At 57.1% G+C, this 23,716-nt stretch carries 23 protein-coding genes and 1 tRNA gene; 18 read left to right on the forward strand and 6 right to left on the reverse strand.

The features are described 5' to 3' along the window. Nucleotides 1-50: 50 nt before the first annotated feature. Genes A4E19_02565 through A4E19_02585 form a run of 5 tightly spaced genes read right to left on the reverse strand, consistent with a single transcriptional unit; the run spans nt 51 to nt 5,950 of the window. Nucleotides 51-2,702, reverse strand: a complete 2,652-nt coding sequence (locus A4E19_02565; GenBank protein ID OQW33752.1) for a DNA mismatch repair protein MutS — start codon at nt 2,700-2,702, stop codon at nt 51-53. Continuing rightward, nucleotides 2,695-3,039, reverse strand: coding sequence for a hypothetical protein (locus A4E19_02570; GenBank protein ID OQW33753.1), 345 nt, complete (start codon nt 3,037-3,039; stop codon nt 2,695-2,697). The genes A4E19_02565 and A4E19_02570 overlap by 8 nt, the downstream gene beginning before the upstream one ends. Continuing rightward, nucleotides 3,036-3,578: a hypothetical protein gene (locus tag A4E19_02575; protein OQW33754.1), complete on the reverse strand. Its 543-nt coding sequence runs from the start codon at nt 3,576-3,578 to the stop codon at nt 3,036-3,038. Before A4E19_02575 ends, A4E19_02570 begins: the two co-directional genes overlap by 4 nt. Before the next feature lie 10 nt (nt 3,579-3,588). Next, nucleotides 3,589-5,184 (reverse strand): bifunctional ADP-dependent (S)-NAD(P)H-hydrate dehydratase/NAD(P)H-hydrate epimerase, encoded by a 1,596-nt coding sequence (locus A4E19_02580; GenBank protein OQW33755.1) that lies wholly within the window; start codon nt 5,182-5,184, stop codon nt 3,589-3,591. Nucleotides 5,185-5,236: 52 nt separating this feature from the next. Continuing rightward, nucleotides 5,237-5,950 carry a pyridoxine 5'-phosphate synthase gene (locus tag A4E19_02585; protein ID OQW33756.1) on the reverse strand — a complete coding sequence of 238 codons (714 nt, stop codon included), beginning with the start codon at nt 5,948-5,950 and terminating at the stop codon, nt 5,237-5,239. Nucleotides 5,951-6,235: 285 nt separating this feature from the next. Here A4E19_02585 and A4E19_02590 point away from each other — a divergent pair, with 285 nt between their 5' ends. From A4E19_02590 to A4E19_02650, 13 genes are all read left to right on the forward strand, one after another. Continuing rightward, nucleotides 6,236-7,432 (forward strand): alanine transaminase, encoded by a 1,197-nt coding sequence (locus A4E19_02590; protein ID OQW33757.1) that lies wholly within the window; start codon nt 6,236-6,238, stop codon nt 7,430-7,432. Beyond that, nucleotides 7,429-8,742, forward strand: a complete 1,314-nt coding sequence (locus A4E19_02595; GenBank protein ID OQW33758.1) for a homoserine dehydrogenase — start codon at nt 7,429-7,431, stop codon at nt 8,740-8,742. The genes A4E19_02590 and A4E19_02595 overlap by 4 nt, the downstream gene beginning before the upstream one ends. A 3-nt stretch (nt 8,743-8,745) precedes the next feature. Continuing rightward, nucleotides 8,746-9,804 carry a threonine synthase gene (locus A4E19_02600; protein OQW33759.1) on the forward strand — a complete coding sequence of 353 codons (1,059 nt, stop codon included), beginning with the start codon at nt 8,746-8,748 and terminating at the stop codon, nt 9,802-9,804. Nucleotides 9,805-9,811: 7 nt separating this feature from the next. After that, the gene (locus A4E19_02605) at nt 9,812-11,029 is read left to right on the forward strand and encodes a hypothetical protein (GenBank protein ID OQW33760.1); all 1,218 of its coding nucleotides are present in this window, start codon (nt 9,812-9,814) and stop codon (nt 11,027-11,029) included. 5 nt (nt 11,030-11,034) lie between these two features. Beyond that, entirely contained in the window at nt 11,035-12,258 is a 1,224-nt protein-coding gene (locus tag A4E19_02610) for an aspartate kinase (GenBank protein ID OQW33761.1), read from the forward strand. 407 nt (nt 12,259-12,665) lie between these two features. After that, the gene (locus A4E19_02615; GenBank protein ID OQW33762.1) at nt 12,666-14,246 is read left to right on the forward strand and encodes a citramalate synthase; all 1,581 of its coding nucleotides are present in this window, start codon (nt 12,666-12,668) and stop codon (nt 14,244-14,246) included. A gap of 119 nt (nt 14,247-14,365) precedes the next feature. Continuing rightward, nucleotides 14,366-14,641, forward strand: coding sequence for an integration host factor subunit alpha (gene ihfA, locus A4E19_02620; GenBank protein ID OQW33763.1), 276 nt, complete (start codon nt 14,366-14,368; stop codon nt 14,639-14,641). A 42-nt stretch (nt 14,642-14,683) separates the two neighbouring features. Beyond that, entirely contained in the window at nt 14,684-15,034 is a 351-nt protein-coding gene (locus tag A4E19_02625; protein ID OQW33764.1) for a MerR family transcriptional regulator, read from the forward strand. A gap of 72 nt (nt 15,035-15,106) precedes the next feature. Continuing rightward, nucleotides 15,107-15,183, forward strand: a tRNA-Pro gene (locus tag A4E19_02630). Between the two features lie 107 nt (nt 15,184-15,290). Continuing rightward, entirely contained in the window at nt 15,291-16,103 is an 813-nt protein-coding gene (locus A4E19_02635) for a 5'/3'-nucleotidase SurE (protein OQW33765.1), read from the forward strand. 8 nt (nt 16,104-16,111) lie between these two features. Beyond that, a complete protein-coding gene (locus A4E19_02640; protein OQW33809.1) occupies nt 16,112-16,741 on the forward strand; it encodes an alkaline phosphatase in 630 nt (209 codons plus the stop codon). A gap of 5 nt (nt 16,742-16,746) precedes the next feature. Continuing rightward, nucleotides 16,747-18,213 (forward strand): cysteine--tRNA ligase, encoded by a 1,467-nt coding sequence (cysS, locus tag A4E19_02645; protein ID OQW33766.1) that lies wholly within the window; start codon nt 16,747-16,749, stop codon nt 18,211-18,213. A gap of 10 nt (nt 18,214-18,223) precedes the next feature. Then, a complete protein-coding gene (locus A4E19_02650; GenBank protein ID OQW33810.1) occupies nt 18,224-18,973 on the forward strand; it encodes a 23S rRNA (guanosine(2251)-2'-O)-methyltransferase RlmB in 750 nt (249 codons plus the stop codon). On the opposite strand, the gene A4E19_02655 is transcribed toward A4E19_02650, so the two are convergent. Next, nucleotides 18,960-19,238 carry a hypothetical protein gene (locus A4E19_02655; protein ID OQW33767.1) on the reverse strand — a complete coding sequence of 93 codons (279 nt, stop codon included), beginning with the start codon at nt 19,236-19,238 and terminating at the stop codon, nt 18,960-18,962. The genes A4E19_02650 and A4E19_02655 overlap by 14 nt on opposite strands. Nucleotides 19,239-19,441: 203 nt before the next feature. Between A4E19_02655 and A4E19_02660 the strand changes: the two genes are divergently transcribed. The 5 genes from A4E19_02660 to A4E19_02680 all read left to right on the forward strand — a co-directional run bounded on the left by A4E19_02660 (nt 19,442) and on the right by A4E19_02680 (nt 23,633). Then, complete coding sequence (locus A4E19_02660; GenBank protein ID OQW33768.1) at nt 19,442-20,203, forward strand: hypothetical protein; 762 nt, start codon at nt 19,442-19,444, stop codon at nt 20,201-20,203. A gap of 282 nt (nt 20,204-20,485) precedes the next feature. Then, nucleotides 20,486-20,917 (forward strand): hypothetical protein, encoded by a 432-nt coding sequence (locus A4E19_02665; protein ID OQW33769.1) that lies wholly within the window; start codon nt 20,486-20,488, stop codon nt 20,915-20,917. Further along, nucleotides 20,914-21,399 (forward strand): hypothetical protein, encoded by a 486-nt coding sequence (locus tag A4E19_02670; GenBank protein OQW33770.1) that lies wholly within the window; start codon nt 20,914-20,916, stop codon nt 21,397-21,399. Before A4E19_02665 ends, A4E19_02670 begins: the two co-directional genes overlap by 4 nt. After that, nucleotides 21,396-22,154, forward strand: coding sequence for a hypothetical protein (locus A4E19_02675; GenBank protein ID OQW33771.1), 759 nt, complete (start codon nt 21,396-21,398; stop codon nt 22,152-22,154). Before A4E19_02670 ends, A4E19_02675 begins: the two co-directional genes overlap by 4 nt. A 9-nt stretch (nt 22,155-22,163) precedes the next feature. After that, nucleotides 22,164-23,633, forward strand: a complete 1,470-nt coding sequence (locus A4E19_02680; GenBank protein OQW33772.1) for a hypothetical protein — start codon at nt 22,164-22,166, stop codon at nt 23,631-23,633. Nucleotides 23,634-23,716: the final 83 nt, after the last annotated feature.

Consider the following 23,716-nt stretch of genomic DNA (forward strand, 5'->3'; position numbering starts at 1 on the left):
AACAGGAGATGCCGCCCGTTTCATTTTGGCAGCCGCATCCCTGATTAGGATCATCGACCGGATGGATTGTCGCTGCCAGAGATTACCATGCGTTGCAGTTCGGCGAGGCGATTCAATGCGTCAAGCGGCGTCATGGAAAACAAGTCGATCTGTTTGACTTCCTCGATGATCGGGTGGGGTTGGGGAAGAGGCTCAGACCCCATGGGAAGCGGTTCCTGAATCAACGTCGAGCGAGTCGCCTCCGGCAATTCAAGCTGCGACAGCACTGTTTGCGCACGGAGGATGACCTCGGTGGGGAGCCCCGCCAGTTTGGCCACGTGAATCCCGTAACTTCGATCCGCTTTGCCCGCCACGATTTTCCTGAGAAACACGACGTCCCCGCCGCGTTCCTGAACGGCCACGCGATAATTCTTGATCCCGGTCCGCTGGTATTCCAACTGTGTCATTTCATGGTAATGGGTGGCGAACAATGTACGGGCGCCTAACCGTGCGCGGTCGTGGATATGTTCCGCGATCGCCCAGGCGAGACTCAGACCATCGTAGGTGCTTGTCCCTCGTCCGATTTCATCCAACAGAATCAGGCTTCGTCGAGTCGCGTGTTGAAGGATATTCGCCGTCTCAACCATTTCGACCATGAACGTGCTCTGGCCCCCGGCCAGATTGTCCGCGGCGCCCACGCGGGTGAAGATGCGATCGGTCAATCCGATTCGGGCGTCCGCGGCCGGCACGAAGCTCCCTATTTGTGTCATCAGGACAATGAGGGCGACCTGGCGAAGATAGGTGCTTTTGCCGGCCATGTTTGGCCCGGTAATGATCAGCAGTCGATTCTGATCGAGATCCAACGTGGTATCGTTCGGGACGAAGACCGAATCGGCACAGAGCCGCTCGACCACGGGGTGACGACCCTCTTGTATGGAGATGGCGCCTCCGTCGATAATCGTCGGTTTCGTATACCGATGCAGAGCGGCGGCCTCGGCCAATCCGGCTAGAACATCGATGAGCGAAAGAATGGTCGCCATGGCGTCCAATCGATGGGCTTCCTTCGCCAACCGTGTGCGAAGCTGAACAAAGATCTCCTGCTCGCGCGCGAGCAGTCTGACATCCGCTCCGGTGACACGTTCCTCCAGTTCTTTCAGCTCCGCGGTCATGAATCGTTCGGCATTGACCAAGGTCTGCTTGCGAATGTAGTCGGCGGGGACGCGGGCCAGATTGGCTTTGGTGATCTCGATATAATAGCCGAACACCTGATTGTAGCGGACCTTCAAGGATTCGATGCCGGTTCGATTCCGCTCTTGCGTCTCAATCGCGGCGATCCAACTTTTTCCTTCCTTGCTGGTCTTGCGCAACTCGTCAACGACCGGATCATACCCTTCCTTGAAGATGTTCCCATCGCGAAGGGAAACCGGAGCATCTGGCTGAATGGCTTGTTCAATCAGATCGTACAGGTCCTGGCCGTTGTCCCATGAGGCTTGTGCCTCAAGGAACAACTGACTCCGGAGCGGAGTCAGCTGGAGCGAGATCTCCGGTAAGATCGACATGGATTGTTTGAGAGCCAGAAGCTCTCGTGGACCGGCCAGGCCGAGTACGAGGCGACTGCCCAGCCGCGCGATGTCCTGAATCTCCCGCAAGCCGGCCCGTAAGGCGGTCCTCAGCTGCATGTGGTTCCTGAGTTCCTCCACCGCGTCCAATCGAAACTGAATGTGATCACGACGGAGTAACGGTCTCACCAGCCATTGGCGCAGGAGTCGGCTTCCCATGGCGGTGGTGGTTCGATCCAGCACGCTCAACAGCGTGGTTGGTTTCGACCCAGATGCGGTCCCGTCCGGTACGAAGGGCTTGAGGAGTTCAAGATTACGGATGGTCGTTCCGTCCAGGCGCATGAAGTCATCCTGAGACCGGACCATGAATCGGCGAACATGGCCCAGGGACACCGTCGGGTGGGTCTCGCGGAAATAAGAAAGGACCGCGCCGGCAGCGCGATTCGCGGCTGGGAAATCAGCGCATCCCAAGGACTCCACCGTCGGTACGCGGAAGTGCTCGCTCAAGATACGATCGGACGACGGTTGGCTGAACGATGCCGGTGGTCGCTCACACAGGCGTGCGCCCGCGATCCGCCCGATCCACGCGGAGCATTGCGGAACAAGGTCCGCGGAGACGAGCACTTCACGGGGCTCCAGTCGAGCGAGTTCATTCAATAATTGGGTGACGGCCTGAGTGCCGAGAAACTCCATCCCCCAAAATTCGCCTGTTGAAACCTCAAGGACAGCCAACCCCATGGGAAGTTCAGAAGCCGTGTCAGGAACGGCAAGCGCGGCGAGATAGTTGAGCTCCGAAGGAGTGAGAAATTCCGTATCGACGAGTGTGCCGGGCGTATACAGTCGAACGACTTCTCGCCGGACCAAGCCTTTGGCGACCTTGGGATCTTCGACTTGCTCGCACAATGCGACGATGCGGCCGGCCTTCAATAACTTGGCAATATAGCCGGTCGCAGCATGATAGGGGACACCGCAAAGGGGGACAGGCTGGGAGCTGTGCTTGTCGCGCGACGTGAGGGCGATCGACAAGAGTCGGGATGCCTCTTGTGCATCCTCGTAGAACATCTCATAAAAATCGCCGACCCGAAAAAACAGTATGGCTTCCGGGTATCCGCGTTTGATATCCCGATATTGCTTCATGAGCGGGCTCAGGGCGGCATCACTCATCGGCGAGGTCTCTCGTGGACTCCATGTGCGCGGCGGTGTGAGTTCGTCCGGACATCTTCTCCAGTGATTCCCGAAGTCGCTCCAGGTTCACTTCGGCTTCCTGTAGGGCTTTCGTTTTTCGCCGAAGATCGATGCGCCCTCGTATCCAAGGAGGAAACAACAAGATCGCTGCAACCAAAAGGCCGACGACAAATCCGGCCATGATGGGCTTGTAAATAGGAGTGGAAGCTTCGAGCAATCCGAAGAAATACCGGAGGGTCACCTCCTGTTCTTGATTCTGAAGAAAGAAAGCCAACGAAAGGAGCACAAGAATACCGATCAGAATAAGGCGAGTCATGGCGGCGAAGCCTTTCTGCCGGTTCGGGAGTTCAAGTCGGATGATCGAACGGCCGGATGCCAGACTTCGCTGAGGCGTGCGAGCAGTGAGCGAGCGAGCGGACCTCGTGCGTCCAGCCGGATGATTCTGGTCCTCCTGGTCCGATGATCAATCCGCACGTCTAGGCGGTCTTCCGGAAGCCACCGGGGAAACCGGTCCGCCCACTCAATGGCGACGGCACAGTCGTCCGCAAGATAATCCGCCAGTCCAATCGACTCAATTTCATGGGACTTCTGCAACCGGTAGAGGTCCATGTGAATGAGAGGGAGCCGACCCTGGTATGTATGAACAATCATGAATGTCGGGCTGGTGACGGTGCCGGCCGGTATTCCGGCACCGGCGGCGATCCCGCGAACCAGCGCGGTCTTGCCGACGCCCAATTCACCGATCAAGGCGAGCACCTCCCCACCGTGAAGCAGTCGGCCAATGGCGTTCCCGAACGACTCTGTCTCACCGGGGGACGAGAGAAGAAAGTCCAAAGAATTGCCCGATATCGCCATGGACACACCCTCACAGGGGATCGTTCCATATGGCGTTGGTCTCGTGCGGGGAGATCTCCTGCATGAGCTTGAGGGCATAAGGAATTTCCTCAATTATGTCTCCGGCGACCAATCCGGCTTGTCCTTTTTTGGCAGCGGCCAAATCACCGGAGGCTCCGTGCAGATAGGTCGCGGCACAGGCCGCCTCCCAGGAGGGTAAGCCTTGGGCCAAGAGCCCCACCAGCATGCCGGTCAACACATCACCTGATCCGGCTGTCGCCATCCCTGGATTACCGGTCGGACAAATAGCCACGGCTCCGTCCGGTCTGGCAATGACCGTCCGGGCCCCTTTCAAAACGACGAAGATGCCTCGTTCTCGCGCGAAACGGGTGGCCGTGCCGATTCGATCGTTGTTGACGGTCTGAGCCGTGGCGTCCGCCTCCAGCCGAGCCATCTCTCCCGGATGAGGTGTGATGATCGGCGGTGTTTTGCACGACGCCAGGAGCGCTGTCCTCCCGGTCAAGGCGTTCAAGGCATCGGCATCCAGAACCGTGGGCCGGTCAATTTGTTTCATCAAGGCCTGGACCAGTTCAACCGTTTCGTGGTGAGTGGATAAGCCCGGACCGAGGGCGACAGCGGTTCGTGCCTCCATGAATGCGACGAGTCGATCCAGGGCGGTCCGGGCAAAGGTGCGCGCTTTGGTTTCCGGCATCGGCACCGTCATCGCTTCCAGGAGTTTGGCTTCCAAGATGTCGTTGACGCTGGCAGGAATGGCAACGGTCACGAGACCGGCGCCGACACGCAGGGCGGCCCGTGCGGTCATGGCGGCGGCTCCGGTTTTTCCCACGGAACCTGCGATGATGCCGACATGGCCGAAGGTACCTTTGTGGCTCGATCGCTGCCGACTCGGGAGGTATGAACGCACCGCCTGCGGCGTAATCAAGGTCGTGCGGCTCTCGACCGCGTCAATGTAAGCTGGGGGAATTCCTATGTCGACGAGAGTCACCTCCCCGACCAGATCAATCCCGTGATTTTGATAGAGACCCAACTTCGGAAGTCCAAAGGTCACGGTGAGGGAAGCCTGAACCGCTCGGCCAAGGATCGCGCCGGTATCGGCATGGAGACCGGATGGAAGGTCGACCGCGACCACAGGGTGACCGGCTTCGTTGATACTGTCGATGGCCTCGGCATAACGCCCGGCGACCGCAGCGGAGAGTCCTGTTCCGAGAAGGGCGTCGATCAGGATGTCACTGTCCCGCAACAGAGCTTGCGCCTGAAGTTTGGAGGTATAGAGGAGGACGGACGATTTTCCTGCGCCGCGAACGAATTGCTTATACATCGCGGCTGCTTCACGACTCAATTCAGCAGGGGGCGTCATCGCGAGGACTCGCACGATCGCATGCCGCCGACGGAGGAGTCGGGCGGCGACGAATCCATCTCCTCCATTGTTGCCCTTGCCGCATACCACGGTCACCTTCTTGCCCCGGACTGGTCCGAACCGCTGCTCAAGGCGGGAGACAATGCCCGTTCCCGCACGTTCCATCAATGTGGTCGCCGGAATACGAGACTCCCTGATCGTGCGGCGGTCGAGCTCCTGCATCTGCGCGGCGGTAATGATCTTCATCATGATGAATCGAACGTGGCGAACGGGCGGACCCGGCGGGTCGGCGGCATCAGGATCAACCGAGCAAAGCCTTCATCTCTTTGACGGCCTGTACGAGACCGACGAGGACCGCCCGTGCGACGATACTGTGCCCGATGTTGTACTCGACGATTTCAGGAATATGCGTCAAGCGTTTGATGTTGCGATAATTCAGCCCATGCCCGGCATTAACCCCGATGCCGAGCTTGTAGGCCAGCTTGGCGGCGTGGGTAATGGCTTCGAATTCCGCATCGGCTTCTTTGGAACGTGTGGCATTCGCATAACGACCGGTATGTAATTCCACAAAGTCAGCGGCGATTTTATGAGCGGCTCTGATCTGGTTCAGATCCGGCTCGACGAAGACACTGACGGGAATCCCTCCATTATGCAAAAGGGCGACGATGTTCTGGATGCGATCGCGCTGCCCGGCGATATCGAGGCCCCCTTCAGTCGTAAGTTCCTGCCTCTTTTCCGGCACCAAGGTGACAAGGTCCGGTTTGATGTTCACGGCGATCTTCGCCATTTCCACATCGGCTGCCATTTCAAGGTCGAGCTTAGTTCGGGCAATTTCGCGAAGGAGTTCCAGATCACGGTCTTGAATATGGCGCCGATCTTCCCGCAAGTGAACGACCAGACCGTCCGCTCCTGCCAGTTCCACCAGCACGGCAGCCGCCAAGGGATCCGGATCGGTTCCTCCACGCGCCTGCCGTAGCGTCGCCACATGGTCGATATTCACGCCAAGCCGGGCCATCTACCCTCCTTTATCCGGTATCGAATCAGTCTGATCACGAGCGTATGAGACAGGTTTGAGTCAGCCACCGGTATTAGTAGCAGAAAGGAATGAGAGGGGGCAAGAACGGGGTGCGGGACTACACGAAAAGAGAACGAAGACTCTGTCGTCGCCCAAAACGGGATAGAAAACGGGCAAATTGACTCGCCAAAAGCCCTCCATTAAAATAACCCCTCCCTGCATCCCTTCGCTCATTGACCGTGATGGGCCAATGGGGACACATCTGGCAACAGTCAAAGGAAGTTCATGGGGTTAGGCGAAGGTTTTTATCGAATCAAGCGACTCCCGCCGTACGTCTTCGCACAGGTTCAGTCGCTCAAGCTCGAGGCTCGCCAGCGCGGGGAAGACATTATCGATTTTGGGATGGGAAATCCCGATCAACCGACCCCGCCTCATATCGTCGAGAAAATGATCGAGGCGGCTCGGAAAGCGAAAAATCATCGCTACTCGGCCTCGCGCGGCATCACGAAGCTGCGGCATGCGATTTGTGGATGGTACAAGCGCAACTACGATGTCGATCTGGATCCGGAAACCGAAGCCATCGTGACGATCGGGTCCAAAGAAGGTCTTGCTCATCTGGCCTTGGCCATGATAGGTCCGGGGGATGTGGTCTTGACGCCGACGCCGACCTACCCCATCCACATGTACAGCTTCATCATCGCCGGCGGCGAGGTCCGCGGCATCGAGCTCCGACAGGACAGCGATTTTTTCGAAGATCTGACGCGCGTCTATCGGCAGACGTTTCCGAGGCCGAAGATTCTCGTGATCAATTTTCCGCACAATCCCACCACGGCAGTGGTCAATTTGGATTTCTTTAAAAAGATCGTCGCGTTTGCCAAGGACCACAACGTCATCGTCATCCACGATCTCGCCTACGCCGATCTGGTGTTCGACGGCTACAAGGCTCCGAGTTTTCTTCAGATCCCGGGCGCGAAGGATTGCGGTGTGGAATTCTATACCTTGTCCAAAGCCTATAACATGCCCGGTTGGCGGGTGGGTTTTTGTGTGGGAAACCCGGAGGTCGTCGGAGCCTTGGCAAAGATCAAAAGCTATCTCGACTACGGCATTTTCCAGCCGCTTCAAATCGCGAGCGTGATTGCCTTGAACGGTCCTCAGGACTGTGTCAAGGAGACCGTGCTTCGGTACCAGAAACGAAGAGATGTGCTGGTCGGCGGGCTGAACCGGATCGGGTGGCCGGTCGCGAGGCCCCTGGCCACGATGTTCGTGTGGGCGCGCATTCCCTTGCCCTATCGCCACATGGGATCATTGGAATTCTCGAAGCTCTTGCTCAAAGAGGCGAAAGTCGCCGTCTCTCCCGGGATCGGATTCGGCGAGGGCGGCGATGAATACGTGCGATTCGGCCTGGTCGAGAACGAACATCGTACCAGGCAGGCCGTCAGGGGAATCCGCAAAGCCCTCAAGCTCGACGGGAGCGAAGAATGAAATCTCGGATCGGAGTCGGGATAGTCGGGTTCGGCACGGTCGGCACCGGTGTCGCCAAGATTCTTTTGAACAATGCCGCCCTCATCGGCCGCCGCGCCGGGGTGCCGATCGACCTGGTTCGCGTGGCGGATGTGGACATTGCAAGAGATCGCGGGGTCGCCTTGGCGCCGGGAATCCTGACCACCGACGTCACCCAAGTTCTGACGGACCCCAACATCGATATCGTGATCGAACTCATCGGCGGATACGAGGCGGCGAAGCGGGTCATCTTGGACGCGATCGTCGCGGGGAAACATGTCGTCACCGCAAACAAGGCGCTCTTGGCCCTTCACGGAGAGGAGATTTTTGACGCCGCCACCCGCAACGCGGTGGACTTGGGGTTTGAAGCCAGCGTCGGCGGCGGGATCCCTGTGATTCGAGCGTTGACTGAGGGGTTGGCCGGCAATAGGATCGAATCCATCTACGGCATCATCAATGGAACGTCCAACTATATTTTATCGAGAATGACCCACGAGGGGCACAGCTTCAAGAAAGTGCTTCAAGATGCACAGCGAGCCGGGTATGCCGAGGCCGATCCGACCTTTGATGTCGCCGGAATCGATTCGGCGCATAAGCTCGCCATTCTGGTCAACCTAGCGTATGGAACCCCGGTCAACTTCAAGGAGATCTACACGGAAGGGATTACGGACATCACGCCGACCGATATCACCTACGCCAAGCAGTTTGGGTATACGATCAAATTGCTGGGGATCGCCAAGCTCGTGGACGGCGCGATCGAGGCTCGGGTTCACCCCACCATGCTTCCCGCCGCGTCACCCATCGCCCAAGTCGAAGACGTGTACAATGCCATACAACTGGTCGGCGATGCCGTCGGAGACGTGGTGCTGTATGGTCGAGGCGCGGGATCCATGCCGACGGGGAGCGCCGTGGTGAGCGACGTGATTGCGATCGGCCGGAATCTGCTGAAAGGCGCGGTCGGTCGGGTGCCGGCGGCGTCGTTTCAACAGGATCAGCGGAGACCGCTCCGGCTACGATCGATGGAAGAAATCGGCTCGCTCTATTACCTGCGGTTCACGGTGGTGGATCGGCCCGGCGTGTTGGCGCAGATCGCTGGTGAATTGGGCCGCTGCGGGATCAGCATCTCTTCGATGGTGCAACAAGGACGTCGAGAAGGGCAGACGGTGCCGGTGGTGATCAAGACCCATATGGCCAAGGAACGGGACGTGCAAACCGCCCTCCGTGAAATCAACCGGCAGGCGTTCGTTTCCGAACCGACGATACTCATTCGAGTGGAAGGCAAGGACGAGTGATCCATGAATCGTTGGCGCGGAGTCATTGAGGAATACCGAAAATTCCTTCCCGTCACGGAAAAGACCCCGGTGATCAGCCTGGGGGAGGGAAACACGCCGCTGATCAGGGCCACGAGGCTTGCCAAGGCGATCGCCCCCGGAGTCGAACTCTATCTCAAGTTTGAAGGCGTCAACCCCACCGGTTCGTTCAAGGACCGCGGGATGACGTTGGCTATTTCGAAGGCCGTAGAAAACGGCGCGCGAGCCGTGATGTGCGCGTCCACCGGCAATACCTCCGCGTCGGCCGCCGCCTATGGGGCGCGAGCGGGATTGTCCGTCTACGTGTTGATCCCTGCCGGCAAGATCGCGATGGGAAAGCTGTCCCAGGCCATGATGCACCAGGCGACGGTGATTCAGATCGAGGGGAATTTCGATCAAGCACTGACGCTGGTGAAAGATTTTTCGGCGTCGCTGCACATAGAATTAGTGAACTCGGTCAATCCATTCAGAATTGAAGGTCAGAAGACCGCGGCGTTTGAGGTGTGCGATCAACTCGGCGACGCTCCGACGCTCCATGTCCTACCGGTCGGGAACGCAGGGAACATCACCGCCTATTGGAAAGGGTACCGGGAATATCGGGCGGCGAATCAGATCATGCGGGTGCCCCGTATGATGGGATTTCAAGCCGCGGGTGCCGCGCCGATCGTCTTGGGCCGCGTGGTCGATCAACCCCAGACCATTGCGACCGCCATTCGAATCGGTAACCCCGCCAGTTGGGCTACGGCTTTGAAGGCCGTGGAGGAATCAGCGGGCGTGATCGACATGGTTACCGATGAAGAAATTCTTCAGGCCTACGCCATGGTGGCGGCTACCGAAGGAGTGTTTTGTGAGCCGGCCTCCGCTGCGTCCGTGGCAGGCGTCGCCAAATTGCATCGAACCAAGGCCCTACGGGAGGGAGAGACCGTCGTATGTACGTTGACAGGGCATGGGTTGAAGGATGCCGATACGGCCATCAGCGTGTCCAAGCCGCCGATGACCGTCAAGGCTACGCGAGAGGATGTCGCTCGTCTCTTGGATATCTGATGGGCGTGTGGACCGCATGAAATACGTGATCGTGCATGCCGGTGGGATGGCAGACCGCCCACATGCGGAACTCAATGGTCGAACACCGCTGCAAGCGGCGGCGACGCCTCATCTCGATCAGCTCGCTCAAATCGGGGAACTCGGCCTGCTCATGATTCCGAGCGAGGGAATTCGCCACGGGGGTGGATTGCTCGGTGCGGCGATCCTCGGCTATGACCCAAAGAAGTACTACCAGGGGCCTGGGCCCCTGGAAGCGGCGAGCTTGGGGGTCTCGGTGACGGAACATGACGTGGTCTATCGCTGCACGATGGTGACGTTGCGTCCGGAGGGCGGGAAGGGCGCCGAGATCAAAAAATTAGGCCCCAACGTGATCTTGGACGACGCGACAGCCGGCCTGATCGAGACGGAAGAGGCGCGCGAATTGATCGAAGCGCTCAACGAGCAAGTCGGGTCTGAAGCCATTCAGTTCTATCCGGGCGCCGGTCATCGTCACCTCATGGTCTGGGTGAACGGCAAGCCGCGGGCCGTCTGCAGCGATCCGCAGTCGGTCCTCGGTCGCTCCATCGCCGATGCATTACCGACTGGGGATGGTGCCGATATTCTTCGGAAACTCATGGATGCGGCCCATGTGATCATGCGAGATCATCCGGTTAATGAAGAACGAATGGCTGAGGGGAAGAAGCCGGCAAACTGCGTGTGGTTGTGGGGCGAAGGGCGAGCCGTCATGTGGCCCAGCTTGACGGAAAAACATGAGATTGCCGGGGCTATCGTGGCGACCAGCGACGTCTATCGAGGTGTCGGGATCTGTGCCGGCCTCGATGCGGTCGATCCGGATCGACTGGCCGACGGCGATCTCCGCACCAGGGCCTCCGTGGCGCTCGCCGAGTTTGCCAAGAAGGATTTTGTGTATGTCCATGCCAGGTTGACGGACGAGATCATCCACGGCACCGATATCAAGGCCAAAGTTCGCGGCATCGAGGAGTTTGATCGTCACCTGGTTGGTCCGCTCGTCGAAGGATTGACCAAACAAGGACCCTATCGTTTCCTGATCGTGTGCGAGCATGGGAGAGGGGTGGACGGTCAACCGTTCTACGCGTTCGGTGAGGGTGGTAAAAAGGTTTCCGGATCGGTCAACCGTCGCTTCACCGAGTCGGATGCTCAGGCAGCCGACACACCAGCTCGAGACGCCACCAAGTTTGCGAACAAATTCTTCTCCAAAAGCTGACCATTGTGGCGTTGATCGTACAAAAATATGGCGGAACCTCGGTCGGAACGGTCGAACGCATCCACCGAGTCGCCGACCGAGTCTCTCGAACGCAGCAAGAGGGCAATCAGGTCGTCGTCGTGCTCTCCGCCATGAGCGGGGAGACCGATCGACTGATCAAGCTCGCTCACGAGGTCACGGCCGCCCCTGACGAACGAGAGATGGACATGTTGCTCTCGACGGGAGAACGCGTCACCATCGCCCTGCTGGCGATGGAATTACGAGGGCGAGGCATCAATGCACGGTCCTTTACGGGTCGCCAGGTCGGCATCATGACCGACAGTGCCCATACCAAGGCACGGATCGCGCGCGTGACGGCGGACCGGCTCCGCGAGGCGCTGGACCACGGGATTGTCCCCATTGTTGCTGGTTTTCAGGGCATCAACGAGCGGTCGGATGTGACGACGCTCGGACGAGGCGGGTCCGATTTGTCCGCCGTCGCAGTGGCGGCGGCGCTGAAAGCCGATCGGTGCATTATCTTCACCGATGTGGATGGGGTCTATACTGCGGATCCGAACATCGTGCCGGCCGCGAAACGGATCGATAAGATTGCCTATGAAGAAATGCTCGAGATGGCAAGCCTGGGGGCCAAAGTGCTCCAGACTCGGTCGGTGGAATTCGCGGCCAAATTCAACGTCCCGGTCGAAGTGAATTCCAGCTTCAAGGAAGGAAAGGGAACGCTCGTGACGAAGGAAGACACGGACATGGAAGCGGCGGCGGTCGCCGGAGTCACCGGGGACCGAAATCAAGCGAAAATCACGATCGTCGGCGTCCCGGACAAGCCAGGCATCGCCGCCAGGATTTTTGGTCCGGTCGCGGAATCCCATATCAATGTCGACATGATCATCCAGAACGTAAGTCAAGCGGCTATGACGGATATGTCCTTTACCGTGCCCCGCGCCGACCTCAAGAAAGCCGTGCCGCTCATCCAAGCCGTGGCGAAAGACATCGAAGCCAAGTCTGTGTCGGTGACGGAAGCCATCGCAAAAGTCTCGCTCATCGGCGTGGGCATGCGGTCGCATTCAGGCGTGGCGGCGAAGATGTTCGAGGTGCTGTCCCGCGAGGGCATCAACATCATGATGATCAGCACGTCGGAGATCAAAATCTCCTGCGTCATCGATGAGAAATACCTCGAACTGGCCATGCGCTCTCTCCATTCAGCCTTCGATCTCGATCAAGCGCAGGCCTGAGAGAGCCGACCAAGGCCTGACACTTGTCGATTGATCAGTGACGGGTGAAAGCATTCCTTCCCGTCGACGTCCAGCCCACTCTGTTGAGCTGTCAAGAATAGAACGTTCGTTTCATTTATAGAAGGCTTATTTGCCTGTGACGCAAGGGAAAGCATCCGGAACAGTCAACTTGGAGAAACCAACGATTCAAGGCTATGAACATGCCGCTTGTGCCGTCGGCCCCATGTGGCATGCCTATTGACAGTCACTCAGGTTCCCGCGAACCGCTCGGCCCTTGACGTCTCGACAGGGGAGCCCTTCTCCTGATACCCTTCCTTCCCATGGCTCGAAAATCCTCACGATCCCGCGCTGCTCGCGCGTCGCATGAGTCGCAGCCGGTGCTTACAGGGAAACCGTCTGCGCAGCGTATGGCCGCGTTGGAAATCTACGATACGACCTTGCGTGACGGCGCCCAGGCCGAGGATGTCAGTTTTTCGGCCGAAGACAAAGTACTTATCGCGCAAAAGTTGGACAGTCTCGGGGTGCATTTTATTGAAGGCGGCTGGCCGGGCGCGAATCCGAAAGACATTGAGTTCTTCCGGATGATCAAGACGATTCCGCTGAAACATGCCGACGTCATCGCGTTCGGATCGACCAGGAAAGCCAGCAATGCCGTGCGCAAAGATCCCAATCTCCAGGCCTTGCTCGCGGCCGAGACCACAACGATCACACTCTTCGGGAAAACCTGGTCGCTCCACGTCACTGATGCGCTCGGCATTTCGCTGACGAAAAACTTAGAACTGATCGACGATTCCATCGCATACCTTCGGGAGAAGGGCCGTCGGGTGTTCTACGACGCGGAGCATTTCTTCGACGGCTACAAGACCAATCCGGAGTATGCGCTCGCCACCATCAAGAAAGCGGTGGAGGCTGGTGCGGAGCGAGTGATTCTGTGCGACACGAACGGCGGGACGATGCCATGGGAAATACGTGAGATCTGCGGCGTGGTCCAACGCGCGTGTCAGGTGCCACTGGGCATTCATGCCCATAACGACTGTGACATGGCCGTGGCCAATTCCTTGGTGGCGATCGAAATGGGCATCGTCCAGGTCCAGGGGACAATCAACGGGATCGGAGAGCGTTGCGGCAATGCCAATCTTTGTTCGATCATCCCCAATCTTGAACTGAAGATGAAGCGTCCGGCTTTGACCGATCGGTTGAGCCATCTGAAGGACGTGTCAGGGTTCGTGACCGAGATCGCGAATTTGATGCCGAACAAGCACCAACCCTATGTCGGGGATTCCGCCTTTGCCCACAAGGGAGGCGTCCATATTCATGCGGTGCTCAAGAATCCGGCGACCTATGAGCATATCGATCCGGCTCAGGTCGGGAATCGCCAGCGGATGCTGATCTCCGATTACGGAGGCCGGAGCGGTCTCCTGGACAAGATCGAGGCCTACGGAATCCAGCTCCCCAAGAACCACTCCAAGGTCGATGAGCTGATCCACACGCTGAAGCATCGGGAGAGTCAAGGCTATCAATTCGAGGGAGCCGAAGGCTCGTTCGAACTCCTCATGCGGAAGGCGATGGGAAGCCATCGGCCGTCGTTTCAATTGCTTGGGTTTCGCGTGATTGTCGAAAAAAAACAAGAAGATGGACAACCCCTTTCCGAGGCGACCGTCATGGTCAAGGTCGGCGAGGCGGTCGAGCATACGGCGGCGGTCGGGGCCGGACCGGTCAATGCCCTTGACCACGCCTTACGCAAGGCATTGGAAAAATTCTATCCCCAACTCCGAGAGGTGAGACTTCTAGACTATAAGGTGCGGGTGTTGGCGGCCAATCGAGGGACCGAATCGAAGGTGCGGGTCTTGATCGAGTCCGGAGACCACAAGGATAAATGGGGAACGGTCGGGGTATCCGAGAACATTATCGAGGCGACGTGGCAGGCGCTCGTTGATAGTATCGAATACAAACTTCTGGAACAAGAAGGCGGGTTTCGAAAGCCATAGGCAACTTTATTCTTGACAGGTCCCGTAACCTCACGTAACTTAAGCAAAACTCACCGCATCGTGAGAAGAGCATCGGAGCGAGAACGCGGCGGGTTGCAGTGGTCGCGTAGGGGGGTGGCATGAGAAAGGCGGATATCGCAGAGGAAATTTTCAAACAAGTCGGTATCTCAAAGAATGAAGCCTCGGATATCGTGGAATTTGTGCTGAATCTGTTGAAGTCCGTCTTGCAGAAGGGAGAATCGGTCAAGATCGCGGGGTTTGGAAATTTTGTGGTGCGCAGCAAAGGCGCGCGCAAGGGACGCAACCCTCGAACTGGAGAAGAAATTGGGATTACTCCCCGTCGAGTTGTTACATTTCGGCCAAGCCAGGTGTTCAAAAAGTACGTCAACTCGTAAGTCTGCTTCACTCACATCATCGACCGCACCGTGAGGCCGGTCATGGGAACTGAGCCCAGGCTGGGGAGCAAGGTATTCTATAAAATCGGTGAAGTGAGTCAATTGACGAAGCTTCCCGCCTATGTGCTCCGTTTCTGGGAATCTCAATTCACGTTTTTGAGACCCAAAAAGAGTCGAGGGAACCAACGCCTCTATGTGCAACGAGATGTCGAAACCGTGTTGCAAATCAAACGCATGCTCTATGAGGAGGGTCATACCCTCGAGGGTGTCAAGCGCTATTGGGTGCGCCGCGGGCGGGCCGCGTCCCGTCGGCTGCGCCCGAGGGAAGTTGCCAAGAAGTTGAGGGGGGATCTTCAAGTTATTTTGAAAATCATCGACTCACATTCAGCTTGAACGAAGGAACGTTTCAACCGAAGACTGTCACGTGCTCATCGACCGAGAGACGTATCTGGGAGACACAAATGTCGGGGCGTAGCGCAGCCCGGTAGCGCACTCGCTTGGGGTGCGAGTGGTCGTGGGTTCAAATCCCGCCGCCCCGACCAGTTTGCCTCGTCTCGGCCGAAGAGTGTTTGAAACGTGAGTATCACTAATCGCTTTAATTCCGACAGCGGAGCTGCCTTGCGCAGCTCTTTTTTATTGAACGCCGACTATGCGCATCCTCGTCACCAATGACGATGGGATTCACTCGCCGGGGATCACGGCGCTGGCGAAGGCGCTGGCGGCGATTGGTGAGGTCTGGATTGTGGCTCCCGATCGCGAGCGTACGGCTGTCGGGCATGGCGTGACATTACACAAGCCCCTGCGTATTCACCAGGTTGGTCCGCGGACGTATGCCGTGAACGGCACGCCGGTGGATTGCGTGAATCTTGCGCTGCTTAAAGTCATGCCCAAGCCACCTGCCATCGTCGTGTCCGGTATCAATAAAGGAGTGAATCTCGGTGATGATGTGATGTACTCGGGCACCGTATCCGCGGCGATGGAAGGAACCATTCTCGGCGTCCCCTCCGTAGCGGTCTCTCAAGAAGGATTGGACGCCTTTCGCTTTGACGTCGGGGCGGCCTATGCCGTCCGCGTAGTCAGGCTGGTTCTGGCCCAGGGGCTTCCTGAAGAGACGCTGTTGAACGTCAATATTCCGAACCGTTTTCGTCATGGAATCAAGGGGGTACGGGTCACTTGCCTGAGCCGAAGGCGGTTTCACAATCCGATCATCGAAAAGCTTGATCCGCACGGACGCAAATATTATTGGATCGCGGGCGAACGGATTTCATGGAGTCGCAGTAAGGATGCTGATCACGAGGCAATCGAAGAAGGCTTTGTCTCTATCACGCCGGTCCGCTTGGACAGCACGCACCACGGAGCGCTGGATCATTTCCGCGCCTGGGAGCCGATCATGAACCGGGGGATCAGGAAAGCTCAACCGCCCCGTCGCCGATCGAGCCGCACCGGACAGATAGAGGCGTGATGGGAGGATTGATCGAAGCCATCATCGGCGAGTTGAGCCGGTTTGTCATCGCCTGTATTTCCCGATTTGGCTATGGGGGCATCGTTTTTACGATGGCCGTCGAAAGTGCCTGCATTCCGCTTCCCAGTGAAATCATCATGCCGTTTTCCGGCTATCTGGTCATGACCGGTCAGTTCACCATGCTCGGAGTCACGCTGGCCGGCGCCGTGGGCAATGTGCTCGGGTCGATTGTTGCGTATTACGCGGGTGTTTGGGGGGGGCGGCCATTTGCGGAGCGTTATGGGCCGTATTTTCTGGTCTCGCACCATGATTTGGATATCGCCGACCGTTGGTTCGCCAAATATGGAGAAGCCGCGGTCTTTTTCAGCAGAATGCTCCCGGTGGTCCGGACATTCATCTCGCTTCCCGCCGGCATTGCGAAGATGAATTTCCCCCGGTTCGTCCTCTTCACCTTTGTGGGCGCGCTGCCCTGGTGCTATCTGCTGGCCTATATCGGCCTTCGCATGGGCGAACAGTGGGAGCATCTGCGGGATTATTTCCATCAATTTGACATCGTCATCGGCCTGGTTTTGGCCGCAGCCATCGGATACTTCCTCTGGTCGCACTGGCCCGCCAGACGTACGAGCCCAGGGTCATAAGCGCCATGCTCAAGCTGTTCAATACGCTGACCGGACGGCAAGAACTGTTCGCGCCGATTGAACCGAACAAAGTACGCATGTATGTCTGTGGCGTGACCGTCTATGACTATTGCCACATCGGCCATGCGCGGAGTGCATTGGTCTTTGACGTGCTTCGGCGTTACTTGGAATATAGCGGCTATGCCGTGACATTCGTGAAGAACTTCACGGACGTGGACGACAAGATCATTAAGCGGGCGAACGAACAGGGGGTGTCCTGCGAGGCGGTGACAGCCAAGTATATTCAGGCGTATCACGAGGACATGGGGAAGCTGGGTATTCGAGCCGCGACGGAAGAGCCGAAGGCCACGGAACATATTGACGACATCGTTCAACTCACGGAACGATTAGTGGCCAAGGGCTTAGCGTACGCCGTGGATGGGGACGTGTACTTTGAAGTGGCGAAATATCCGGATTACGGACGCCTCTCGAAACGACGGCTTGAGGAGTTGCAAGCCGGAGCGCGCGTGGATGTGGATGAACGGAAGCATCACCCGATGGACTTCGCCCTTTGGAAAAGCAGTAAGCCGGGCGAGCCGGCATGGGAGAGCCCATGGGGGGCGGGACGGCCGGGTTGGCATATCGAATGTTCCGCCATGTCGATTCGGCACTTGGGTGAAACCTTCGACATCCATGGCGGCGGGATGGACCTGATTTTTCCGCATCATGAGAACGAGATCGCGCAATCCTGCGGCGCCACGGGAAAGGAGTTCGCCCGCTATTGGGTGCACAACGGATTTGTACAGATCAATAAAGAAAAGATGTCGAAGTCGCTGGGGAACTTCTTCACGATCCGTGAGATCTTTGAGAAGTCGGAATGGTCGGAGGAGGTGACGGGTGAGATTCTCCGATATTTTCTCCTTTCGACTCATTATCACGGACCGCTCGATTTTTCCGATCAAGCATTGAAAGAGGCGAAGAACGCGTTGAATGGGTTCTATGACCTCTTTGGACGGTTAGCTGAGCCGGGTGGAAATGAGATGACGAATCCGAGCCTCGATGCGGCAATAAATCGCTGCAGGGCCGAGTTCAGCGCTGCCATGGATGACGACTTGAATACGCCTGTGGCGATTGCAGCCTTACAGCGATTGCGAAGCGATGCGAATAAATTGCTTGGCCAAAGCCTTTCCGCTGAAGGGCGCCGAAGAGTTAGAGAGGAATTTTGGTCGCTTGGCAGCAACCTAGGGCTGTTTCAGTTGGACCGGTGGCAATTCGGTAGTGCCGTATCAGAAGCTTTCCCGCTCAACATTGATGAAACTACGACCGACAGATCTGTTCTTAATGAGACGGACATCGACAGGATGTTAATAGAGCGCAGAGAGGCTCGGAGTCGAAAAGACTTTAGACGGGCAGATGAAATCCGTCAGTCGCTCGCAGCCCAAGGCATCATCATCGAGGACAAGCCCGATGGCACCAGCCGGTGGAAGCGCTGACGCACAGGATATGATCTACGGCATCCATGCCGTACGCGAAGCGCTGAAGGCTGGCAAACGACCCTTGCAACGCCTGCTGGTTCTTCGAACTGACAAACAGTTTGCCGATCTGGTGCAACTGGCGCGATCGCGCCGGGTTCCGATTCATGTGCAACCCTTGGCGTCCTTCGACCGACTGGTTCCCAACGGGAAGCACCAAGGTGTGGTGGCATTCATCTCGGCAAAGGCCTATCAGACAGAGGAATCGATTCTCGCACGCGCCATTCAGCGGCAGGAGGCGCCGCTGGTGGTCATCTTGGACGGCGTCGAGGATCCTCACAATCTCGGTGCCGTGCTGCGGACAGCGGAGGGTGCGGGTGCCCACGGTGTGTTTATTCCTGAACGACGAGCCGTCGGTCTTACGTCGGTGGTCGCCAAAGCTTCCGCCGGGGCCATCGATCATATTCCGGTGGCCCGCGTGACGAACACAAGCCGATTACTTGAATCGTTGAAAGCGGTCGGAGTCTGGATTTACGGGGTGACGCCCTCGGCGAACAAGCTCTTCACGGATGTCGACCTCCGTGGACCGATTGGATTAGTCTTGGGAAGTGAGGGAGCGGGAATCAGACCCGGTGTCCTGCAACATTGCGACGAATGTGTCCGTATTCCCCTTCGAGGACAAGTTCAATCGTTGAATGTCTCCGCTGCGGCGGCCATCGTCCTATTTGAGGCGGTGCGTCAACGCTGGCCTATTCAGAGGGCCGACGTTACCGGATCCTGAGCACACCGCCCTGAATGGCGGTTTTCAGCAATTGAGCCGTATTCGATACTCGCATTTTCTTCATCATATTGGCGCGGTGGGCCTCGACGGTTTTGACGCTGATTTTCAGCCGTTGACCGATTTCCTTGTTCTTAAAGCCCGCCCAGATCAATTCCAGAATTTCCTGTTCGCGTGAGGTCAGTGACTCGGGACGCTTCGTGCGCGGAGGCGGTTCAAGATCCGCCAGCGATTTTCGAGGTCGGGACTTTCCGGTTGTCTTCGCCATGGCAGTTAGCTCTCCATATTGATAGGTCTGTACATCAGGTATACTAATAAACACTCGCGAGACGTATCACGTTTAACACCCTCCACCTTAGTTATTATGGAATGGGCGTGTCAGAATGTAAAGAAAGGCACTTCGGCCCTAGTAGGGTTACCGGGTAGGGAAATAACTCTCAGCAATAATGCAATGAGGAGCACGCATTGTCGATGTTTCTGATCGCCGGGCTGTTCGGCGCCCTCATCGGGAGCTTTCTCAATGTGTGTATCTACCGCCTACCTCGGCAGGAATCAATCGCATGGCCGGGTTCTCATTGTCCGCGATGCGCGCACCCCATTGCCTGGTACGATAACATTCCTATTTTGAGCTTCCTCGCATTGGCCGGGCGCTGTCGGCATTGCGCCGTGGGTATTCCGTTCCGCTATCCATTGATCGAGATTCTCAACGCGTTAGGGTACGTGGGACTGCTCTGGGTTTTCGGTCCCAGCTGGACCGCAGCGGCGTACGGCCTGCTCTATTCAGCTCTCCTCGTGGTCGCCGGGACAGACCTGTCCCATAAAATCATCCCGAATGCCGTGACGTTTCCCGGCATCATTATCGGCTTCCTTTGTGCCGCCACCATCTTACCCGTTGGTGCTCCGGATAGTGTGCTGGGAATCCTCGTGGGCGGAGGCATTCTGTGGGTGCTTGCATGGGCGAGCCCCTACGTCTTCGGAAAAGAGGGAATGGGAGGAGGAGACATTAAGCTTTTGGGCATGATCGGGGCGTTCCTGGGATGGAAGCCAGCCGTGATGACCATCATGGTAGGCTCGTTCCTAGGGTCGGTGGTCGCGGTTGCTCTGATTGCGGCCAAGGTGATTAAAAGGGAAGATTACATTCCCTTCGGGCCATTTCTCGTGTGTGGTGCGCTGGTGGCGCTGTTCTTTGGGCAATCCATCCTCGACTGGTATCAAGGGCTGATAGCCGGATAATTGGCTCTCATGGCCGATTCCCACCCTTTCGTACTGTATCTCTTCAGCAAAGAACTGTATCTCTTGAGGTACTTCTATCCGGAGCCCTGTCTTTTCTTGTAGGCCGCCTCAGTTCCCGATCTCCAAGGCCTTTCTTATCCTCACGTCACTAATTCAACAGCTTAGGGGATTGCACCATCACGTATCAGACGGAGCACCATCCAGGAAAGCATCAATTATGAGTGGCACGAGTCTTGTCATAGCGTCGGACCATCCGCGTGATATTGACCCGGTGAGGAAGGTATGAAGCAAGACGGTAAGACCCTAACGGAACTCATGGTGGTTGTGGCGATCATCGGGCTGGTGGCCATGATGGCCGTTCCCAACTACTCAGTCTTCAACTCGCGTTCCCAAATCCGTTGCACAAGTGAGGAGATCGCGTCAGAACTGCGCCTTGCCCGGCAACTGGCGATGACCTATCGAGATAGAGTTCGCATCATCGTCGACCCTGAACAGCAGATCCTTGTAACTCAGTTCGTCAATAGGGCCGCCACGCGCCACGCGTATTACTATGGAGGAAAGGGAATCGTGATCGAAGAGCCTACCACCGGCCCAGAAATCCTCTTCCATCCAAGCGGACGTTCTGCCAGTGCCACGACGATTCACATTCATAGCTTTGACGGACAGACTCAGCAACTCACCGTGAGCATCACGGGGAGGGTATCGGTCTTATGAAACGGACAATGACAACCGATGGCTTCAGTCTCATTGAGGTGATGGTGGCCATGGTGATCACAGGTATCGCTCTGATGGGTGCCCTTGGCGCAGTTGAGATGTCGTCGAGGCACATCCAACAGGGCGGTCTGAACAGTAAGGCTGCCGAGTTCGCCCAGGCAAGATTGGAAGCGAAGCGTTCCATCCACTGGCGGTCCCTCCTTGAAGAGGACCATGATCGGAATGGTGTTCCGGAAACCTTCATGACCGATGATGGGCAAGGCGCGGACGGGACTGCGGGGGATGGAATCTATACTGCTATGTCGGAGCATGATGGAGTGACAGTCGTGTGGACGATAGAAGCAGACCCCCCAGGACCGGTCCACTCCGCGGCCATGGTGATGATCCGAGCGATCGCGTCTTATCCCGGCTACAATGGACACAGAAAAGAAGTGCAACTGGCGACTATTCGAGCCAATCCAAACTTTGTGGGGCCACGATGAAGCAAATACATCTGAACGGATCCGATCAGGAGGGGAGACATTCCATCGCCATGAGGTTTGGACAGCGTGGTGTGTGTTTGACCGAGTTGATGATCGGCCTGACGGCAGGAGCGATCGTGTTAGCGGCGGCGTTGAATGCATTCAATATCGTGCAGGCTCACGTCAGCAAACAGCAACACAACCTGAAACACCAGCAAGATTTCCGGTTGGGGTTAGAGGTATTCGAACAAGAAGTGCGATTGGCAGCAGCGGATTCGATTGAAACGGCCACTCCCGAGGAATTTCGGTTCCGCGCGAATATCAGTGCCCATCGAACCATCACGACCGCCGCGGTTCAGCCGGGTCAATCGGTCCTTGCGGTGCAGGATGGTAGCGGTTGGGGAGAGGGAAAGACGATCATCATGTGTAGCCGCCAGGTCTGTGAAACACATCGACTCTCCCGCGCAGGACAACAGCATCAGTTGACCTTGATGGAACCTGTCGCTTCGCCAATCCCTGCAGGTGCCTCCGTAGAGGTGAATAATCGGATAGCCTATTACGCGAAACGAGATGAATCCGGAACGGTACGGCTGATGCGAATGGTCGACGGAGGAGCGAATACTCTCATCGGAGATCTGGGAGAACTACGATTGTCGTATTGGGACGAGCATGGTCATGTGACGCAGCAGCTCTCGTTCATGAAGCGAGTCGTGCTCGAAATCAAGTCCAGTCAACCCCCGCAGAAGATGATGCGGGAGGTAAGTTTTCGATCATAGGAGGACAACATGTCGTGTGTGACTAAAAATGATCATCAGGAAGGAGTTGCACTCTTGGGGGCGATGGTGATCGCGATCATCCTCTCGCTGATGGGCATGACGCTTCTCAATCTTGCCGGACAAGAAGTTGTCAGTGCCGGGCTTGGAAACCAGGCGGCAGTTTCCCAGCAACTTGCGGACGCGGCTGGTGAATTAGTGATGGCTTGGTTTCACAGCCCTCGCGTCGCCGCAGGCAGACCTCAGTTTTCGTTCCTTCGTGAAAAAAGAAATCACGATCGGGATGGAGCGCCATCGTTTTTCGATGAATCCGGGCGGTCGCAATTCATCGGCACGGTGGATCACCCGGATGTTCGGTTACACGCCGACAATCCATCGGATAACAAACTCTTAAACGACGCAGAGATCGGGATGTTTCGCACAATGGCACACTTAGGACAGGTGGAAGAACTCAAGATCTATGCACCTTCCAAACCCGGCCTCTTGTGCACCGTCGATGCCACAGTGACAACGCATACCCATCCACCGGTGAAGCAATCGCTCCAAATGCAGTTGGCGGCATTGGACGTGCCGCCACTGAGAGCGGCCGTGCAAGTGGGCCGGCATCTTGGTCGTATCGAACGAGGGAGCGAATCGCCGGTCTCTGTGCATTGGGGTGAGTTAAAGGTGGGAGGTGATCTAGTTGTCGCACAGGCGGGCGCAATCCCAGTGAAGAGCGCGGTTGCAGCCGTAACAGGGCGCACCTATGAGGAAATGACTCAGCAAGAGGATCAGTGGATGGAAGCCTGGATAGGAGGAACTGTTCAAATCACTCAATCACCATCGGGGCAGGTCCCTATGTTGCCCCACAATCTTCACGTGGGTCAGAATCCGATTCCGGGAGTTCGCCTCGATCAGTGGACCTATGACCACCTGAAACGAGTGGCAAAACGATTCGGTCGCTATTTCGCGATTGATCGAGAGGGCCGTCTATATCCAAACGGCACGATAGAGTCGGGACGCGGTATCTCCCCAGACGAGGTCTTTCGGTCACAGGAAGAGGGCGATCAGCGTGGCCTGATATTCATCGATACACTCGATCAAACGGCTCCCCGCCCAGACAACCTCGGGGTGGTGAGATTGCAAGCTCCCTATTTTGAAGGCACGGCGGTCGTGCACGGTCACGTTGTGCTGGCTCCCAGTGGGTCAGGGCGGTCGATTCAGGCGTTGAGTCCTCCACAAGCCACTCAGGGGCACAATGGGTTTCGGACACCCATTCAACTCTCCGGCGTGCATTTCAATGGAGCGCTCTACGCAAGTGGTGACATTACGATAGCTGGAGGAGTCAGGCTCTATGGCGCAGTGACCGCACTCGGAACCATTGCTCCTGCCGGGTCCGGAAGCAGATTGGAGGTGTGGTATGACCACGATTTCAGCCACGGATTGTACCGCGGATTGCCCGTGGTCTATCGCGCTCCCGGCACATGGATGGCTCGATATTGAACGAACACCAGGATCAAAGATCTCGAAGTGTGACGAGACACATGAAAGCAAGTTCTTATTGTCGATGGAAAAGGATGGAACAG

Source organism: Nitrospira sp. SG-bin1, from assembly GCA_002083365.1.
Taxonomy (GTDB): Bacteria; Nitrospirota; Nitrospiria; order Nitrospirales; family Nitrospiraceae; genus Nitrospira_D.

Bases quoted from the DNA above. Each gene is read 5' to 3' on its own strand.
- A4E19_02565 (OQW33752.1), bottom strand. From the start codon at position 2,702: ATGAGTGATGCCGCCCTGAGCCCGCTCATGAAGCAATATCGGGATATC.
- A4E19_02570 (OQW33753.1), bottom strand. From the start codon at position 3,039: ATGACTCGCCTTATTCTGATCGGTATTCTTGTGCTCCTTTCGTTGGCT.
- A4E19_02575 (OQW33754.1), bottom strand. From the start codon at position 3,578: ATGGCGATATCGGGCAATTCTTTGGACTTTCTTCTCTCGTCCCCCGGT.
- A4E19_02580 (OQW33755.1), bottom strand. From the start codon at position 5,184: ATGATGAAGATCATTACCGCCGCGCAGATGCAGGAGCTCGACCGCCGC.
- A4E19_02585 (OQW33756.1), bottom strand. From the start codon at position 5,950: ATGGCCCGGCTTGGCGTGAATATCGACCATGTGGCGACGCTACGGCAG.
- A4E19_02590 (OQW33757.1), top strand. From the start codon at position 6,236: ATGGGGTTAGGCGAAGGTTTTTATCGAATCAAGCGACTCCCGCCGTAC.
- A4E19_02595 (OQW33758.1), top strand. From the start codon at position 7,429: ATGAAATCTCGGATCGGAGTCGGGATAGTCGGGTTCGGCACGGTCGGC.
- A4E19_02600 (OQW33759.1), top strand. From the start codon at position 8,746: ATGAATCGTTGGCGCGGAGTCATTGAGGAATACCGAAAATTCCTTCCC.
- A4E19_02615 (OQW33762.1), top strand. From the start codon at position 12,666: ATGGCCGCGTTGGAAATCTACGATACGACCTTGCGTGACGGCGCCCAG.
- ihfA (OQW33763.1), top strand. From the start codon at position 14,366: ATGAGAAAGGCGGATATCGCAGAGGAAATTTTCAAACAAGTCGGTATC.
- A4E19_02625 (OQW33764.1), top strand. From the start codon at position 14,684: ATGGGAACTGAGCCCAGGCTGGGGAGCAAGGTATTCTATAAAATCGGT.
- A4E19_02635 (OQW33765.1), top strand. From the start codon at position 15,291: ATGCGCATCCTCGTCACCAATGACGATGGGATTCACTCGCCGGGGATC.
- cysS (OQW33766.1), top strand. From the start codon at position 16,747: ATGCTCAAGCTGTTCAATACGCTGACCGGACGGCAAGAACTGTTCGCG.
- A4E19_02650 (OQW33810.1), top strand. From the start codon at position 18,224: ATGATCTACGGCATCCATGCCGTACGCGAAGCGCTGAAGGCTGGCAAA.
- A4E19_02655 (OQW33767.1), bottom strand. From the start codon at position 19,238: ATGGCGAAGACAACCGGAAAGTCCCGACCTCGAAAATCGCTGGCGGAT.
- A4E19_02660 (OQW33768.1), top strand. From the start codon at position 19,442: ATGTTTCTGATCGCCGGGCTGTTCGGCGCCCTCATCGGGAGCTTTCTC.
- A4E19_02665 (OQW33769.1), top strand. From the start codon at position 20,486: ATGAAGCAAGACGGTAAGACCCTAACGGAACTCATGGTGGTTGTGGCG.
- A4E19_02670 (OQW33770.1), top strand. From the start codon at position 20,914: ATGAAACGGACAATGACAACCGATGGCTTCAGTCTCATTGAGGTGATG.
- A4E19_02675 (OQW33771.1), top strand. From the start codon at position 21,396: ATGAAGCAAATACATCTGAACGGATCCGATCAGGAGGGGAGACATTCC.
- A4E19_02680 (OQW33772.1), top strand. From the start codon at position 22,164: ATGTCGTGTGTGACTAAAAATGATCATCAGGAAGGAGTTGCACTCTTG.